This is a genomic window from Sulfidibacter corallicola, assembly GCF_017498545.1.
In the GTDB taxonomy this organism is placed as follows: domain Bacteria; phylum Acidobacteriota; class Holophagae; order Acanthopleuribacterales; family Acanthopleuribacteraceae; genus Sulfidibacter; species Sulfidibacter corallicola.
The window spans coordinates 8,693,010-8,708,994 of the sequence record NZ_CP071793.1 but is presented as its reverse complement, the minus strand read 5'-3'; the positions used below and the strand labels follow the sequence as shown (position 1 = coordinate 8,708,994).

The 15,985-nt window shown below is 60.1% G+C and carries 14 protein-coding genes; 9 read left to right on the top strand and 5 right to left on the bottom strand.

The annotated features are described in order from the left end of the window. Positions 1 to 116: 116 nt before the first annotated feature. Both J3U87_RS26480 and J3U87_RS26475 read left to right on the top strand, forming a co-directional pair. A complete protein-coding gene (locus J3U87_RS26480) occupies positions 117 to 947 on the top strand; it encodes a helix-turn-helix domain-containing protein (protein ID WP_237378798.1) in 831 nt (276 codons plus the stop codon). A 156-nt stretch (positions 948 to 1,103) separates the two neighbouring features. After that, complete coding sequence (locus tag J3U87_RS26475; RefSeq protein WP_237378797.1) at positions 1,104 to 1,541, top strand: VOC family protein; 438 nt, start codon at positions 1,104 to 1,106, stop codon at positions 1,539 to 1,541. 59 nt (positions 1,542 to 1,600) lie between these two features. Here the strand turns inward: J3U87_RS26475 and J3U87_RS26470 are convergent, their stop codons facing one another. Next, positions 1,601 to 2,218: an SAM-dependent methyltransferase gene (locus tag J3U87_RS26470; protein ID WP_237378796.1), complete on the bottom strand. Its 618-nt coding sequence runs from the start codon at positions 2,216 to 2,218 to the stop codon at positions 1,601 to 1,603. A gap of 10 nt (positions 2,219 to 2,228) precedes the next feature. Further along, positions 2,229 to 2,828 (bottom strand): TetR/AcrR family transcriptional regulator, encoded by a 600-nt coding sequence (locus tag J3U87_RS26465; RefSeq protein WP_237378795.1) that lies wholly within the window; start codon positions 2,826 to 2,828, stop codon positions 2,229 to 2,231. A 472-nt stretch (positions 2,829 to 3,300) separates the two neighbouring features. Between J3U87_RS26465 and J3U87_RS26460 the strand changes: the two genes are divergently transcribed. The 3 genes from J3U87_RS26460 (at position 3,301) to J3U87_RS26450 (ending at position 7,494) form a co-directional block, all read left to right on the top strand. Further along, entirely contained in the window at positions 3,301 to 4,239 is a 939-nt protein-coding gene (locus J3U87_RS26460; protein ID WP_237378794.1) for a LysR family transcriptional regulator, read from the top strand. A 70-nt stretch (positions 4,240 to 4,309) separates the two neighbouring features. After that, complete coding sequence (locus J3U87_RS26455) at positions 4,310 to 4,921, top strand: LysE family translocator (protein WP_237378793.1); 612 nt, start codon at positions 4,310 to 4,312, stop codon at positions 4,919 to 4,921. Between the two features lie 377 nt (positions 4,922 to 5,298). Then, positions 5,299 to 7,494 carry an STT3 domain-containing protein gene (locus J3U87_RS26450; RefSeq protein ID WP_237378792.1) on the top strand — a complete coding sequence of 732 codons (2,196 nt, stop codon included), beginning with the start codon at positions 5,299 to 5,301 and terminating at the stop codon, positions 7,492 to 7,494. On the opposite strand, the gene J3U87_RS26445 is transcribed toward J3U87_RS26450, so the two are convergent. Further along, complete coding sequence (locus J3U87_RS26445; protein ID WP_237378791.1) at positions 7,468 to 8,886, bottom strand: hypothetical protein; 1,419 nt, start codon at positions 8,884 to 8,886, stop codon at positions 7,468 to 7,470. The two genes, J3U87_RS26450 and J3U87_RS26445, sit on opposite strands and share 27 nt — an antisense overlap. Positions 8,887 to 9,324: 438 nt before the next feature. On the opposite strand from J3U87_RS26445, the gene J3U87_RS26440 reads away from it, so the two are divergent. Beyond that, positions 9,325 to 10,059 (top strand): thioesterase II family protein, encoded by a 735-nt coding sequence (locus J3U87_RS26440; protein ID WP_237378790.1) that lies wholly within the window; start codon positions 9,325 to 9,327, stop codon positions 10,057 to 10,059. Positions 10,060 to 10,222: 163 nt separating this feature from the next. Here J3U87_RS26440 and J3U87_RS26435 read toward each other — a convergent pair whose 3' ends face one another. Beyond that, positions 10,223 to 11,110 (bottom strand): hypothetical protein, encoded by an 888-nt coding sequence (locus J3U87_RS26435; protein ID WP_237378789.1) that lies wholly within the window; start codon positions 11,108 to 11,110, stop codon positions 10,223 to 10,225. Positions 11,111 to 11,243: 133 nt separating this feature from the next. Next, a complete protein-coding gene (locus J3U87_RS26430; protein WP_237378788.1) occupies positions 11,244 to 12,086 on the bottom strand; it encodes an alpha/beta fold hydrolase in 843 nt (280 codons plus the stop codon). 404 nt (positions 12,087 to 12,490) lie between these two features. On the opposite strand from J3U87_RS26430, the gene J3U87_RS26425 reads away from it, so the two are divergent. From J3U87_RS26425 to J3U87_RS26415, 3 genes are read left to right on the top strand one after another with little or no spacing between them, the layout of a single operon-like run. Then, on the top strand, positions 12,491 to 15,085 hold the full coding sequence (locus J3U87_RS26425; RefSeq protein WP_237378787.1) for a bifunctional diguanylate cyclase/phosphodiesterase: 2,595 nt from the start codon (positions 12,491 to 12,493) through the stop codon (positions 15,083 to 15,085). After that, positions 15,082 to 15,330, top strand: a complete 249-nt coding sequence (locus J3U87_RS26420) for a hypothetical protein (RefSeq protein WP_237378786.1) — start codon at positions 15,082 to 15,084, stop codon at positions 15,328 to 15,330. Before J3U87_RS26425 ends, J3U87_RS26420 begins: the two co-directional genes overlap by 4 nt. Positions 15,331 to 15,343: 13 nt before the next feature. Then, entirely contained in the window at positions 15,344 to 15,754 is a 411-nt protein-coding gene (locus tag J3U87_RS26415) for a type 2 periplasmic-binding domain-containing protein (RefSeq protein WP_237378785.1), read from the top strand. The last annotated feature ends 231 nt before the right edge of the window (positions 15,755 to 15,985 follow it).

Below are 15,985 nucleotides of genomic sequence, written 5' to 3'. Positions count from 1 at the left end.
CGCCCGCAATCCGGCACGCGTTCGTGGCCGACAAGCGCATCGTTTCCACTGGACAGCGCATTTCCAATGATTTAGGTTGGTTCATAAATGCGACCGAATCTCAGTCCAGGTGCCCCATGGCCTCCGAATACCTATTCCAAGCCAAACGACCCGACTTCCCCCTCTATCCCTACATCGGAGTGATCTGGTACATGAAGGGTCCGCCCTTCCTTCACCCGTGCGAACGGCTGCTGCCCACGGCCACGGTGGAAGTGGTGATCAATCTCGGCGAACCGTTCAACCTCATCTGCAATCCCTTGCGTGAACGCACCCTGCACCGGTACGACGGTGCGGTCGTCTGCGGGCCGCAATCGGGACACTTCACCATTGACACCAACACGGAGCGCCACCTGGTCGGCATCCATTTCCGGCCAGGCGGGTTGACGCCCTTCTCCCCCCTGCCCTTGAGCGAAATGCGGGATTGGCACCTCTCGATCGAAGATATCTGGGGCGACGAAGGACGCCGCCTCCACCACCGTTTGCTGGAGTCCAGCCCAACGGTCGAGCGATTTCGCCTCGTCGAGGAATTTTTTCTCTCGCAGTGGAATCCCACAAAGATCAACCCGGCCATCGAATCCGCCCGCAATCTCTTCGTGTCGATGGGGCCCCAGGCGCGAGTCGCACCGGTCGTCGATCACATCGGATTCAGCCGTCGCCATTTCAATCGGCTGTTCCAAAGCAGTTTGGGCATGCCCGCCAAGGCCTTTTGCCGCATCTCCCGTTTCCAGCACGCGCTCAGGAAACTCGAGGTGGACCCCCACCCGGACTGGTCTTCGTTCGCGCTCGATTTCGGTTTTTACGACCAGGCGCACATGATCAATGAATTCAAATCCTTATCCGGGTTCTCACCCGAACTCTACCTCGCCAATCGGGGCACCCGGCTGAACCACATCCCGCTGCGGGAATGATGTCCCATTTTTCCAATACGGAACCTGAACCCGATATCAAAATAGCCTTGTTCACCCGATGGTCCTCCGGCGACGCTCCCCTCTGGAAGGCCGGCCTCGGGTGCAGCGAATACCAAATCAGCGCGCCGCTCGGCGCCCACGTAAAAGGAGTTCCACATGTCCGACTCTGCTGCCCCTGAAGGTTATCAAACCGTCATTCCCTATCTCGTCCTCGACGATCCGGAGGCCGGAATCGAATTCATGGAAAACGTGTTCGAGGGTCGATTGACCGAACGCGTCCTCGGAAAGGAAGGCCGTGTGCAGCACGCGGAAGTCACCATCGGCGATACGGTGGTCATGATCGGCGTGGCACGCGAAGGGGTTCAGGCCTTGCCCGCCATGCTCTACGTGTATTGTGCCGATACCGATGCTACCTACCGACGGGCGCTGGAAGCGGGCGCTACCTCGGTGATGGAGCCCGCGGATCAGTTCTACGGCGATCGCTCGGCGGGCGTGCGGGACAGCAACGGCATTTCCTGGTGGATGGGCACCCGTAAGGAAGAGTTGTCCCGCGAGGAATTACAGCGCCGCACCTTGGAGCGGGAAAACGTCTGACGAGGTCCCGTTACCCCCGCATTGGTGCGGCGGGTAACGGGTTCTTTCACGCAATGGGGTCAGGACGGTGCCGGCCCTTTGCGGGCCGTGACCGTGACCCCGATGTGGGGATGCTCGGTGCCATTGTATTCCACGGTCCGGGGTTTCTGTTCCGTGCGCACCGGTTTCAGATCGGCCGGAAGATCTGTTACCACCGCCTCCATGGAGGCGAAGACCTCCGGTGCAATGCCGTGCTCCGACATGTCGACCTCGGTGATGCCGATGTAGATCATGGTCCCGCCCGGGGCCAACATCTCACTGGCGTGGGCCAGCATGCGGCGTCGTTGTTCCGGCGGCAGATGGATGAAGCTGAAGAGCACCAGGTCCGCCGGCTGATCGGGCTGGTAGGCCAACAGATCGGCCACGTGGGCGGACATCGAGAATCCCCGCCGATCGGCCACGTACGTGGCGCGGTCCAACGCCTGGGACGCGAAATCCACCGCGTCCACCTGCCAGCCGCATTCGGCCAACCAGAGACTGTTCGCGCCGTCGCCGGCGCCCAGGTCGACCGCGCGGCCCGGCTTCAGATCGGCCGCAATCTCCACCAGGACTGGATCCGGCGGGCCAATGGCCATGTCGGCTTCGCGATACAATCCCTCCCAATAGTCCTTCAGAAAAGGCTTTTCACTCGTTTCCATATCCATGCTCCTATGATCGTTCTTTTGGTTGGCCGGAATCGGGCCCCTCCGGCCCCTGGGGGGCATCCCGCCGAAACACGCCTTGGGAGAAGGTCCGCCAAGCAAGGCTCGGAATATCGCGCGGGGCGACGGAACCGTGCCGCAGACACTCCCAGGCGATGAAGAGGACGCCGTCGAAACTGTGGGAGACCCAGTCGATCGGCAAGTCCGGTTGAATCTCGCCGCGCTCTTGAAGAGCCTGGATCATCGCGCGAATCTTGCGGTTCATTTCGCCAAAGCGACAGGTTTCGCGGTCGTGTTCCGCATGATCGTGGGCGCCCTCCATCAAGAGCTGAAAGCCATTGCTGCGGCTGGCGCAGAGTTCGACGATCTCGCGCAGTTGGTCGCGCGGATCTTCGTGGTTTTGTTCGGCTTCGTCTACGATGGCCAACGAGCGTTCGGCCAATGCGTCCTGGATGGCCGCGATCAGGATCTCGCGATTTTTGAATTGCCGATGAATGGTCATGCGGCTGACACCGGCCGATTCGGCGATGGCGGCCATGGATGCAGCGGGATCGCGGGCAAGGGCGGCGATGGCGGCTTCCACGATTCGGTCACGGGTCGAGGCCATGATGCACCTCCTCAATATGTTTCACCAATGTATCATACGTTACGCCAGTGTAACAATTTTAATTTTTCGGAGGCCCGATTCCCGCCGATTTCCAACCGCTGTTGGCCGCCAGGAACTTCCACAAATCCAATCAGGAAGTCGTGAAGCACGGAATCCGGGAAGACGGCTGGGAAAACGACGACATGTCGTAACTGATCGCCGCTATCGAGCAATTGACCCATCCAATTCCCCGGTTTCGGTCGTTCCTGGTTTCCCGGTGAATCGATCGATGATGGACATCCGCGAGGCAATGCCCGGCAGGGCGCCTCCCGAGCCTCATGTGCCCGAACCAATCGGAGCGAGTCGAGCCGGATGACGGGATGGCTCAAAGAAAAACGATGTGAACGGGCCGTGCTAGAATCCGGGTCGAAACCCACTCCGCGAACTCCCTTTTCCAGGTCGGGAAACAGTTCGGATCCAAGGTACACGCACGTTGAACAACTACAAATTGCTTCAGCCGTTGGCCGCCATACTGGAAACCCAGAGCATCACCAAATCGGCGCAAAAATGCAACGTCACCCAATCGGCGATGAGCAAGACGCTGGGGCAAATCCGGGAAGCCTTTCACGACGACATCCTGATCAGGGAGGGTAACCACTACGTCCTCACGAAACGCGGCCAGGAACTCAGGGAACAGTTGCCGTTGTTGCTGGCTCAAGTGGATGCGTTGTATGTGCCAAAGGTCATGGACCCCAAGACGTGTACCCGAAACTTCTCCTTTGCGACCAGTGACTTCGGGGCTCAGGCGATCTTTCCCGAAATCTGTCGCAGCATCGAGAAGGAAGCGCCGCTCGTCAGTGTCGAGTGCCGACTGTGGCGAACGCGACAAGCGTTGGACCTGGCCAAGGATTCTCTGGATTTGGTATCGACGCTCGCAGTTGCGATTCCGGAAAACCTTTGCGGAAAAATCATGGCCCAGGATCGACTGGCGGTGGTGTTCAGGGAGGGGCATCCCTTGTCTCGTGGAAGCATGAGCCTCCAGGATTACATCGAGGCGAGACATGTCCTGATCATGGGAGGCGGCGACAAAGACAGCGATGTGGACCGAGCCCTGGCGCGCATGGGCATGCGTCGCAACATCTTCGCGAGGGTCACCTTCTTTCAGGCGGCATTCGAGATCCTGGTTCGATCCAATGCGCTGATCACCACGCCGCTGCATATCGCCGCGGACTTTACCAAGCGGTACGAACTTCAATTGAGACCGCTTCCCTTGGACGTCGAACCCCACCATTACTATCTCCTGTGGCATGGAAAACACCACCATGATCCGGAACACCAGTGGTTTCGAGAGCTGTGCTTCCCCATCCTGAAGGGACAACTGGAAGAAACGATCGCCAGCGGCATGAAATTAATTCATACTCACTCGGATTAAATTCCATTTTACGGAATACCTTTGGCCTTCTAAGATTCACCACCACAAGGTTGATCGCGAGGAGGGTCTCATGGAATATTCCGCCTGGTTATCTTTGGCGGCTGTCTGCGTTCTGGGGGCGGTCATGCCCGGTCCCAGCCTCTTTTTGGTGCTCCACCACACCGTCTCGGGTACCCGCTGGAACGGGATCATGGCCGGTATTTCCCACGGCCTCGGCATCGGGGTTTATGCCGTCCTGACCGTGGTCGGCCTTTCGATGGTCTTGGAACAATTCCCCTGGGTGTTCGCGATCGTCAAGTATCTGGGCGTGGCCTTTCTGCTCTGGCTGGCCTGGAAGGCGCTCAACCACCAGCCAGGTATCGAGGAAGGACGCGCCATCGGTGGGGACATCCCCTTGAAAGAGAGCTTTTGGAGCGGGTTGATGATCTCGTTCCTCAATCCGAAAATCGCGATTTTTTTCATCGCCCTATTCAGCCAGTTCGTGGTGGCGGATGAAAGCTGGAAGCACGATTCGATTCTCGTCGGGACCGCCGTGATCATCGATATCACCTGGTATTGCCTGATCGCCACGGTGCTGTCGCATTCCGCCCTGTTGCCCAAACTCAGAAAGAAGGAACCGCTGATTCACAAGATTTCGGCCGCCGCCCTGGTCATCGTGGCCGCGCGCACGGTTTTTTTGTGAGACAGGACCACCAAAGCAGCAGGTCCGACCCAAGCGAAGATCCTCCGCCTTGGAAGCCGAAAGCTGACCGGCTGGGCCTTCGCGGATGGTGGCATTGGATGATCGCAATCCATCCCGAAAAATTGACGAAAGCGTTTTGATTGTGGGGCGGCGAAAATGCTAGGCTAGTGCCCATCCCGAAATGGAAACGGCGCAACGCCCCAATTGGTCCTCCTGAATGGGCACACCATCAGGTGCCGGGTCTCAGCAAGCCTTTTATGATCAGGCTATTAGCTGATTTCCGAATGTGGGTAACAATTCGCGTTGGGGAGCCGGTCGACGATGAGGACTCATCTCCATGGACCGCTGTTTCCGGATGGGCACGAGGCAACGCTTCCATGAATCTCCCCTTATCTACCCGTCTCCGCCGGCTCGGAGGCTGGACCCCATTTCATCTCTTTCTGATTGTCACGACCGGTTTCTTCCTTCGCTCGGAAGACCTCCCCGCCTGGCTGGCTCATCCCGATGCGTTCTTTTTCGATGGCCAGGGCAAAACCCGACCCCTGCTGCTCAATCTGGACGGCTATCACTACCTGCGCGAAGCGTCGGAAGCTTTTTCCCGACTCGGATTCGTGCACGACCCGCAGCGCATTTACCCGGAAGGGGTGGTCACCCCCCTGCTTCCCTCCTTCCCTGCCGTGTGCGTCGCCTCGCTCGGGGCCCTGCTGCCCTTTTCTCTGGATTGGATTGCCGTCTGGCTGCCGGTTCTGCTCGGCGCGGCCTGCGGTGCCGCGCTGTATCGGCTGGCCCGCGAGCTGGACCTTTCCAAATCGGCGGCATGGTTGGCCGGCATGCTGGCCGCCGCATCTCCCATTTGGGTGGAACGCACCCGCCTCGGTTTCTTCGATACCGATGCATTCATCCTATGTTCCCTGTTGATGCTGGTCGGCGCCTATTTGCGACTGGCCCGGGATGTGGAAGCCCATTCGGATCCAAGCCTGTGGCGCCGTCCGGGCTTTTGGATCGCCTGCCTCTGGGGTTGGTCGTTGTTGTGGTCCTGGGATTCGGCCCGCCATGTGGTCGCGGCCATTTGGCTCACGACCCACGCCGGCTTTTTGGCCCGCTGCCGCCTGCGGGGATCGCGCCTCGTCCTGGCTCGGCAATGGGTCGCCATCGCCTGCATCCTGGTTCCCACCTGGGGATTCCAGCCCCAGGGGTTCTTGACTCGGACCCGCGCCATCTGGGACTTCGTCATGGGAACTCCCGATCGGTTCGGTTTCCCCCACTCGGCGGTCAACATCCACGAAATGGTGGGCCTGGGCCCGCTGGAGGTCGCCGCCCAAGCGACCCATTTCGGCTGGGTCGCGCTGTTGGCGATTCCCGGCTGGATCCTGGCGGTCCGTGAACACCGCGAACGGCTGCTTCCCATGATCGCCTTGGCGGCTCTGACCATGCTTCCGTTTTTCTTGGGCCGCCGCTATTGCCTGTTCCTGGTTCCGGTCGTCATGCTCGGCCTGGCCATGGGATTCGACGCTTGGTCCAAACGATCTCCGATCGCCGCACCGCGCATCGGCCTGCCCTCGAGCCTGGTGCTCCTCTTCGTCATGGCCTCACCCCAGTTTCGCCAGACCCAGGGCCCCCTGGTCACGCCCCACCTGAAAACCTTGCGCGCGGCGGCAGATATCCTTCCCGAGGATGCCCTCGTCTGGACCTCCTGGAACCTGGGCTTCCCCCTCGGTTACTACACCCGGGCGACGACCTTTGCCGACGGCCACCATCAACAGGGCGACCGCCAACACTACCTGGATTGGCCGCTGGTCCAACCGGACCAACGCCTGGCGGCCAATTTCATGCGGTTCTACAGCGTGCACGGCCTGCCAGGCATGCGGTACCTGTTGCGCGCGATGGACGACGATCCGGCGCGCGTTCAACGGCACTTCGGGGAACTCTGGCGCGAAGGCCCGACCGCGATCGCGAGGATGCACGACGAACGGTCCCACCTCGAGGTTCCAAACCACGACGCGGGTCATTCCGACGACTCGGGATGGCGCGATTACCTGTTCCCCACCCAGACGCGTCCCCTGTTCCTGATCCTGGATCGCGGCACCGTCGCCAACGCCAACTGGCAGTTTTGGTTTGGAACCTGGGACTTCGCCAGGGGCCAGGGCACGGAAGGGACCTACTGGCTCTTGACCCCCGTAACGGTTCAGGATCGAACCTTCGCGCTGGGGAACAAATCCTTGTTCACTTGGCGCGATGGAGGCACCTTGCGATTGGCGCTCGATGCCGAAGCCAAAGCTTTTCCGTTGGCGACACTGGCGGTGCACGACGGCAAAAACCTACGCATCACCGAAGCCGAAAAAACCGGAGGTTACCATTTCGAGTATCTCCAACCCCGGAAAACCGCGGTGGTGACCGACGCGATGGGCGCCGCCTCCGTGCTGAACAGCCTGTTCCTGCGTCACACCATGATCCCCGCCCATTTCGAACCGGTCGCGCTGAAATCGCCCGACTACCAATTCTGGCGGGTACGCGGCGACGCCCCCGCCAGTGGCACGAAAGGCCGATCAGGACCGCCGGTTGACCACCAATAAAATGCCCTCGCGACCCGTGGCGAGCGAATCGAAGTAGGCCTTGGCGGCGGTGAGCCCGTTCAAGCGGACCACACTGTAATAGTTTTGCCCGCAGATGAAGTGGGCGTCGAATCCCAACATTTCGCTGAAACCGAGGCGTTCGACCTGTTGCAGGCAACGTTGAAACACGTCCGGAAGATCGCGATGAAAGTGGAAAATCAACAGTTCGACGGGGAACTTCAATCCCGTCAGGGCGCGGTCGGTCAACTCGGGAATCCCCAATCGAACGAAGTTCGGCATGCCGTAGTGGTTGATCAGGCGGGTGAGCGTGGTCGCGTGAACCCGGCGAACCCTGACCGTCGCGTCCTCCGACCCATCAAATTGGACCAACTCACTTCGATAGCGAGCAGGGTTACCGGCAATGGAATACATCTCGATTTCGCCTTCTTCCTCGATGACGGCCGCAGGTTCGACCACGACGGGATCCGAGAACACCGGATCGCTCGCCGCTTGGCCCAGGTCGGGATCGACCACCACCACCTGGGCGCCCACTTCGAGAAAACGACGCGTCGATTCGAGGTCGCGGGCGCCGACGTTGAGCACCAGGGCGCCGGTCAGCTCGGGCGAAACCACGTCGATGGGCATGCTCGACTCGTTGAGGCCGCGAATGATCTGAACGCCCATGCGGGTGAGGGCCCGATGGCGAAACGCGTGCGTCAACGCCGATTTGGCCTGGTAACCCAAGCGCTCCACACAGGCGAAAAACTCCGATTTCAGTTGGGCGTCGCGAAGTACCGCGTCGAACGGGATCAAACGTTCCGGGTCAAGCTCGGGAAGGGCCAGCTTGGACAGGTCGGCGTACGGAATCGCCAATGGCAGCGACAGCACCTCCGCCCACACCGCCGGCGAATCTTCGACGCGAACGACGGTCACGTCGAGACCTTCCATGATGCGCCGGTACCACGACACGAAAAGCGCGGCCAACCGATGCACGGGATCGGTGTGGCGTTCCAATTCGGGAACCCCCTCCTGGAGCCATGCCATCAACGGCGAATCGCCGATGCCCTGTTGGTGCCAACAGGAAACGACTTCGAAAGGATGCCGTACCACGAGTACGGTCGCCCCCCAATCCCGTTCGATATCGAGACCGGGCAACAACCAACACAGCGAGAATGAAACACGTTCGCGCTGAAGTACCTTCCCTTCGGGATCGGAACCGTGCATTCGGCGCAGGCGTTCGAGGCCGGGAACGCCCGTGGATGCGAAGGGAATCTTCAAACCATCAAGAAAACCGGCGACCATCCCCAAGGAAGCCGGGTCGATGGCGGTCACCAGACGCGATCGCCCTGAATCCCGATCCTGAAAGGTATCGGGTTTGCCGTGGTGACCCGTGCCATTTCCCGCGTGCTCCATATGCACTTCCCATCGGGCAACATCCGCCAGGCGGATGGTTGCGACGCACCAGAACCCCTGATTGTCTCCTCGCGGCCTGGGGGGCTAACCATTTCAGCACGCAAGTTTCGTTTGGTGACGATTTAAATATGATTAGAACACAAGGTTGCCTCGCTGCCAAGCGCTGGCCATCAGCCGTGGTGCACCGGCCTGGCCGCATTCACGGCCGGAATGCCGGCCCGTGCCCTACACCCAGCGAAAGTGGCAGAATGGCGGAGAATACAGGACAAACGAGCGGGGCGGTAATAAGAATTTTCCGGAAAACTATCCCAAACTGGAGACCACATACTTTCAGGAACGAATTGAGGGTTGCTTTGCCGTCTCGTTCCGATAGAATGCATCGGACAAGGCGGTCCCACCGCGCTTGGCTCGAACCTTGGTCACCGGAGTCCCGTCGCCATGACACACGCACTCACCGTATTCGCATTTCCCTTTGCGGGAGGCAATCGCTTTTCCTACCGGGAACTGTCCGACCGCCTGCCCGCCGACATTCGGCTGCACACCTTCGATTACCCGGGTCACGGCAGCCGTTTCAAGGAAGCGCCGCTGGCCGACCTGGACCGCATCACCGAGGACGCGTTCAATCAGATTCGCGCACAGTTGGAGACCCCGTACGTGATCTACGGCCACAGCATGGGTGCCCAGGTGGGTTTCAAGGTGGTCCATCGCCTGTGGGAAGCCGGTCTGCCAATGCCGCGCATGGTCATGTTCAGCGGCCGAAAAGCGCCCGAGAACTGGCATCGGGACGAACACTACCACCACCTGCCCAAGGAAGCCTTTTTCAAGAAGATCAGTGATTTGGGGGGCTGCCCGCCCGCCTTCCTGGCCAACCCGGAACTGAGGGACCTGTTCGAGCCGATTCTCCGCGCCGATTTTCAGTCGCTGGAACTGTACGAGGTGACGCCCAGTCCTCGGCCCCTGGAAATCCCGATCGCGGTCGTCACCGGCACCGAGGAAGACATCGAGCCGGAGCACATCGCCAATTGGCAGAACGAAACGCGGCAACCGCTGATTCGCCACCAAATCGAGGGCGGTCACTTCTTCATCGTGGAACGGATCGAGGCCTTCTCGACCTGGATGATCGAAACGTTCTCCCAGTGCCTGGAGCTGGCCGACCAGTCCCAATCGCGATGAAGCACCGCCGGTCCGGAACCGATTCGCGAAGAGAAGCGAATCGGCCCGGTCATGGATTGGAAACGGAACCTGGAATGACACCTGATCCCTACTCGCGGATCCCGTGGTCATCCGGGCGAATCGACCCGAGGGTCGGATCTTTCCGTTTCCGGTTGGGCTCCCCTTAGAAGCCGATGGGTTTGTAGCGATAGGTGGTGCCGTCGCGAACCCAGTCGATGGCCTGGATTTCGCCCTCGTCGTCAAGCAAGACCTCGCAGGATTCCATCTTGGCACCGCCCGCGATCTTGACCCGCATCACCCGAACCTCGTGCTTCTTGCCATCGAACAGCAGGCGCTTCTGCGGACCCAGCCCCTCGATGGTGATGCGGCGATCCACCGGCTTGACCTGGGGCCAGCCCATCAGGGACTTGGCGTTGTAATAGCGTCGCTCGCCATCGTTCATCTTGCGCAGGTCTTCGAGCCGGGTTATGAAGGCGGTGGCGTATTGGAACGGGATCAGGAAGGTCCGGCCCACACGCTCGGTGAATTGCTCGGTCTTTTTCGTGCGTCGTATCGGCTTTTTTGGATCCTTGCTCTTTCCGGGCGGCTTGATGGCCACCGTCCGCGTCATGAGCAGGGTCGCCCCCCTTCGGCGCATGTCGAGTGTCACGAAATCGTTGCCCTGACGCTCCTTGAAATGCAACCGCTCACCAAAGCCGCGCAAGCCCAGGGTGATGGCGAGCCCGATGTGGCCTTTGGCGGCGGAGGGAAAATAACTCTGCATGTGCACGCGGTGCCGCTTGTTGTTTTTCTCGATGATGAACCGTTCGGAACCCACCGGCTTGTTGCCCTGGAAGATCAGGAACCCGCCCTTGCCGACGGGATTGCTGATTCTGGGTAAATCCGGAAACCCTCGCCAGGGGTAGGCCGCATCGATGACCGGTTGCGCCGCCATCGTCATTGCCGAACTCAGGGCCATCCACAAACAGGCGGCCACCAACCACCGCGGTTGGAGGAATCGAATTGGAACCGACGGCCGGATCTCGGCGCCTTCGGTTTGATGAGGCTGCATTCGCACCATTCGTGGGGGCATATCCACTCCTTGAATCTAAAGACATGATCTGGCCGCCGCCGAAGCGCGCGGCATTCCGGGAAACCTGGGCACCGTTTCGTCTCGATCCCGGAAATCCGGGACCCGCGAGGCCTCAATCGGGCTTCAGGAACGACGACAACAGGTGGTTCACCTGGTCCGGCGCATCCAATTGCATCCAGTGACCCGCTCCCCGCAGCGCTTCGAAACGCCACTGACCGCGCACGAAATGCGCCGAATCACGCATTTGCGATTCGAGCAAAAAGGGATCTTCATCGCTCCAGATCCCCAGCGTATCGGCGGACACCGCCGGCACCGGCTGACGGCCCTGCAACTTCGGTTTCATGTTGGCGCGGTACCAGTTCAGCGCCGCCGTCAAGGCGCCGGGACGCGACAAATCGGCGATCCACCGGTCGCACTCGGGATGGTGCCGCACCAATTCGCGCAGGAGCTGCCAATCCTCGGCCTGCAAGGCCATTTCGGCAACCTCTTCGAATTGGAAAAACAACATGTACCACGACTTTTCGCGTTGGGCCACGGAGTGGTTTCGCCGAAAGCTCATGGGATGGCCCACCGACATGACCGCCAGGCGGTCTACCGCGCGCGGCACCATGGCGGCAAAGGACCAGGCCAGCACCGCGCCGAAATCGTGGCCGACCAGATGAACGCGCGAGAGCGACATGTCCTGAAGCAGACTCACCAAATCGGAAACGATGTGGTGCAGTGAATAGGCACCGACCCCCTCGGGCCGGGAACTGGCGCCGAAGCCGCGCAGGTCGGGCGCGATCACGCGGAAACCCCGTTCGAGCAGGAACGGGACCTGATGTCGCCAAAGGCGATGCGAATCCGGGAAACCGTGCAGAAGCAAAACCGGTTCGCCGCTGCCGTGATCCAGGGTGAACAGGTCGATACCGTTGACGTAGTGAATGCGGGAATTGAAAGGCAAGGGCTCTGACATGAGACAGCCTCGTGATGATGAAGAAAATGGATGAGCCATCGACCGTCGTGATGGGGAAGTGCGGGGCGGCCGAAAGAAAGGGGAACCGGGTGAATCGCCACATTATATCAATCCTGCCCCGGATGTCGCGTGGTTCTCACACATGGCAAGCATCTTTCGCCCAGCGATCACATAACACCAACCAAGCTAATATATTAAGCGGATACAACCCATCGCACCCCGACGGATCCCACCTTTTCCGCCCGGACCATCGCTTTCCCGGCTACGTGCCTCCCCAGGCACATCTCGTCGTTCGTGAAAATTCACACTGCTTCCGAGCACCCAGCTCTCGGCGAATATGTTAGTCTGGGCATTGTGCGAGCGCCCACGTCAGCCGGCGTTTGCCACACCTCCAGGGAACCCCCATGAAATCACGTAGAGACATTTTTCTTGGGTTTGCGATCGTCCTGCTCCCGCCCCTGATCGCCGCGTTGTGGACCTTTTATTCCAGCCTTTTGGTCAGTGACCGTATCGATGATCTCAGCTCGTCCCTTTTCCCGATCCTGGAGCTCACCAACGAGATCACCATCAAGGTCAACGATCTCAAAGACCATTACATCGCCACCGCGCTTGATCCGGACGAGGAAGGTTTGCGCGTCTGCCAAAGTCTCGGCGCCGAGTTGAACGAAGATTTCGGGCGCCTGCAGGCGCTTTCGGACGACCCCGAGATCCGCGACCTGCATGTCATGTCCGAACACTACGGGCGAACCGGACAAAAATTGATTCTCGCCATGTTGGAGGGCAAGGAGCACGCCTTCATGGACGAGGGCGGCACCATGTCCCAGGTCGCCGGTACCCTGGTGTCCAACCTGCGCAGTTACCGCGAAGACAAGGAACGACGCTTTTCGGAAAACCTGAACCTGGTCAACACCCATGCCCGATACACCAACAACGTCACCCTGTTTGCCACCAGCGTCGCCCTCGGTTTCGGCACCCTGCTGGCCTTTTGGCTGCTGCGTGGGTTTTCCCGCAAGAACCTGCAGCTCCGCCAGGCCAACCTGGCCCTGGAAAGCCGATATCGGGAGATTTGCGAGGCCAACACGCAGTTGGAAAAGGAGATTCGCGAGCGCAAAAGGGCCGAGGAGGCCCTGCGCACCAGTCTCGCCTTCGAGGAAGCGCTCTCCCAGGTATCCAAACTGTTCACCTCGACCTACGCGCCGAACCTGCGTCAGGTGGTCAAGATCCTGGGCCAGGTGGTCGGCACCAATTTGAGCTTCATCGGGCTGCTCAAGGGCGACCATGTCCAAATGGAAAAACTGGTGGAATGGACCTGTGGAGATCCGGTCTATCGTTTTCCGGACGTCATGGATCTCAACCTGGAGAAGTTTCCCAGGCTGCTCGACGTGCTTGCCCGCGGAGAGATCATTCAAATCGACAATGTGGCCCACCTCCCCTCGAAAGCGCAAGGCGAGCGGGCCTTCGCCGAGGCGCTGAACATTCAATCGGTGTTGCTCATGCCGATCAGTTCCGAGGACAAGGGTTTCTGGGGCTACATGGGTTTTGCCGACGTGAGCGCCGTCCGCTACTGGTCCAAGGAGGACATTCGCATCCTGCGGGTGGCCACCGAGATGCTCTCCAACTTCCTGGCTCGGAAACGCGCCGAAAAGAAACTCAAACACGACGCCTTCCACGACGCCCTGACCGGGCTGCCCAATCGAGCCCTGGCGATGGAGCGACTGACCCACGCCATCGAGCGCCAGGAAGTGCATCCCAAAAAATGCTTCGCGGTCCTGTTCCTCGACCTCGATCGCTTCAAACCGATCAACGATTCGCTGGGCCACCAGTTCGGCGACCTGATGTTGATCGAGGTGGGCAAGCGCCTGAGAACCTGCGTCCGGGGATTCGACACGGTGGCCCGCCTGGGCGGCGATGAATTCATCATCCTGCTGGAAGAAATCGAGAACGCGGATCGGGCCAAGTCGGTCGCCGCCGCGATCTTGCGTGGCCTCAACCACCCCTTCCTGGTGAGCGGCCAGGAGCTGTTCATCTCGGGGAGTATCGGCATCGCGATATCGTCGGGCGATTACCTGGCCGCCGACGATGCCCTGCGCGACGCCGACATCGCCATGTACCGCGCCAAGACGCTGGGCAAATCGCGCTACGTGGTGTTCGAAAAGTCCATGCAGACCCATACCCTGACCACGCTCAAAATGGAAGCCGACCTGCGTCGTGCCCTGGAGCGCGACGAACTCCAGATCTTCTACCAGCCGATCATCAGCCTGGAATCGGGGCACATCATCGGGTTCGAGTCGCTGTTGCGTTGGGTTCATGCGGAACAGGGCATGATCCTGCCCCACGAGTTCATCGCTTTGGCCGAAGAGACCGGACTGATCTCGAATCTCGGCGAATGGGCCCTGCGCAAGGCCTGTTCGCAATTGGCCCGTTGGCAGGCGATGGGACACGAGGAATTGAGCATCGCGGTCAACTTCTCGACCCAGCAGTTCTACCAGGAGAACCTGCCCGGCATCATTCAGGACGTGTTGGTGGAAACCGGTGTGCCGCCGGGCACCCTGAAGCTGGAGTTGACCGAGAGCATTTTGATGGAAAACCTCGATACCAACGTGGAAATGTTGCGCAACCTGAAGCGCCTGGGGCTGGAGATCCTGGTTGACGATTTCGGCACGGGCTACTCGTCGCTGAGCTACCTGAGCCGGTTCCCCCTGACGGCGCTCAAGATCGATCGGTCCTTCGTCACCGACGTGCCCGGCAACATGGACAATGCCGCCATTACCTCGGCCATCATCGCGATGGCCAACAGTCTCGACCTGCAGGTGATCGCCGAGGGCGTGGAAAACGTGGATCAACTCCAATTCCTGTGGGGCAAGGGCTGTCACATGGTCCAGGGTTTCCTGTTCAGCCCCGCGCTCTCGGTCGAGGAAGCCACGACCGCCCTGTCCCACCAGGAAACGGTCGAGGCGTTTGCGCGCATGATCGGGGCGGTGGAAGGTGCCCCCAAATGAAGCGCGCGGGAAACGAGCTCCGAGAGGCGCTTCGCCTCGGCTTCGGGCTGCTCCTTCTCGGTACGTTCGGCGTATTCGCGTTTCGGGGCGAGCGGATCGACATCGCCCCAAAATGGGTCTTGAAGATCGAAGGACACCCGCTGGACGGATGCGGACGGGTCACGGCGCTCGATGCCGAACACCTCACTTGGGAAACAACCCGCGATTGGCACCTCTTGGGTGTCAAGGCCACGCTCCGCTTTTAGGTGCGATATGCGTGTGTTTGCCTTGCTTTTCCTTCTCAGCCCCATCGCCGAATTCGGCCAGATCGATGAAGGCGTGGTGATCGTGACCCATCCGGACAACGCCGTCGAGTCGCTTTCCCGCCGCGACCTGCAGCGCATCTACCTCAACAAAAAGCATCATTGGCCGAACGGCACCCGGATCATCCCGACGACGGTCAGCGAGGAAACGCTGTTGGCGGCGTTCCTGCGCCAGTTCCTGAGCAAAACCCCCGCCCAGTACAGCACCTACTGGAAACGAATGATTTTCAGCGGACGCGGTACGCCTCCCCAGACGTTCGAAACGGTGGAGGAATTGCGCGCCTTCATCCAAGCGACACCGCGTGCCATCGGCTTCGTTTCCGCGTACACCGATCTCGAGGGGTTGAAGGTCGTCTGCGTGGAGTGATCGACAGGGATCCGAAATGGACCCGTCGCGGGCAGGATGGTGCGGCATGACCGCGAAAGGGTGACCGAGACGGCACGATTCCGCTTGGCCAAGGATCGAGTCGGTGCTCGTTCGGTCATCCAATTTGTATGGGTAGATCACAAAATCGGCCAAACCGATTGAATTATCGGTAGCTCCGAACATCTAATACCCACACCCAAAAAAATGACGCCTGCGTCAGGGCAATCACAC

Coding starts and splice junctions, on each gene's coding strand:
- J3U87_RS26480 (WP_237378798.1), top strand. CDS start 117: ATGGCCTCCGAATACCTATTCCAAGCCAAACGACCCGACTTCCCCCTC.
- J3U87_RS26475 (WP_237378797.1), top strand. CDS start 1,104: ATGTCCGACTCTGCTGCCCCTGAAGGTTATCAAACCGTCATTCCCTAT.
- J3U87_RS26470 (WP_237378796.1), bottom strand. CDS start 2,218: ATGGAAACGAGTGAAAAGCCTTTTCTGAAGGACTATTGGGAGGGATTG.
- J3U87_RS26465 (WP_237378795.1), bottom strand. CDS start 2,828: ATGGCCTCGACCCGTGACCGAATCGTGGAAGCCGCCATCGCCGCCCTT.
- J3U87_RS26455 (WP_237378793.1), top strand. CDS start 4,310: ATGGAATATTCCGCCTGGTTATCTTTGGCGGCTGTCTGCGTTCTGGGG.
- J3U87_RS26450 (WP_237378792.1), top strand. CDS start 5,299: ATGAATCTCCCCTTATCTACCCGTCTCCGCCGGCTCGGAGGCTGGACC.
- J3U87_RS26445 (WP_237378791.1), bottom strand. CDS start 8,886: ATGGAGCACGCGGGAAATGGCACGGGTCACCACGGCAAACCCGATACC.
- J3U87_RS26440 (WP_237378790.1), top strand. CDS start 9,325: ATGACACACGCACTCACCGTATTCGCATTTCCCTTTGCGGGAGGCAAT.
- J3U87_RS26435 (WP_237378789.1), bottom strand. CDS start 11,110: ATGCAGCCTCATCAAACCGAAGGCGCCGAGATCCGGCCGTCGGTTCCA.
- J3U87_RS26430 (WP_237378788.1), bottom strand. CDS start 12,086: ATGTCAGAGCCCTTGCCTTTCAATTCCCGCATTCACTACGTCAACGGT.
- J3U87_RS26425 (WP_237378787.1), top strand. CDS start 12,491: ATGAAATCACGTAGAGACATTTTTCTTGGGTTTGCGATCGTCCTGCTC.
- J3U87_RS26420 (WP_237378786.1), top strand. CDS start 15,082: ATGAAGCGCGCGGGAAACGAGCTCCGAGAGGCGCTTCGCCTCGGCTTC.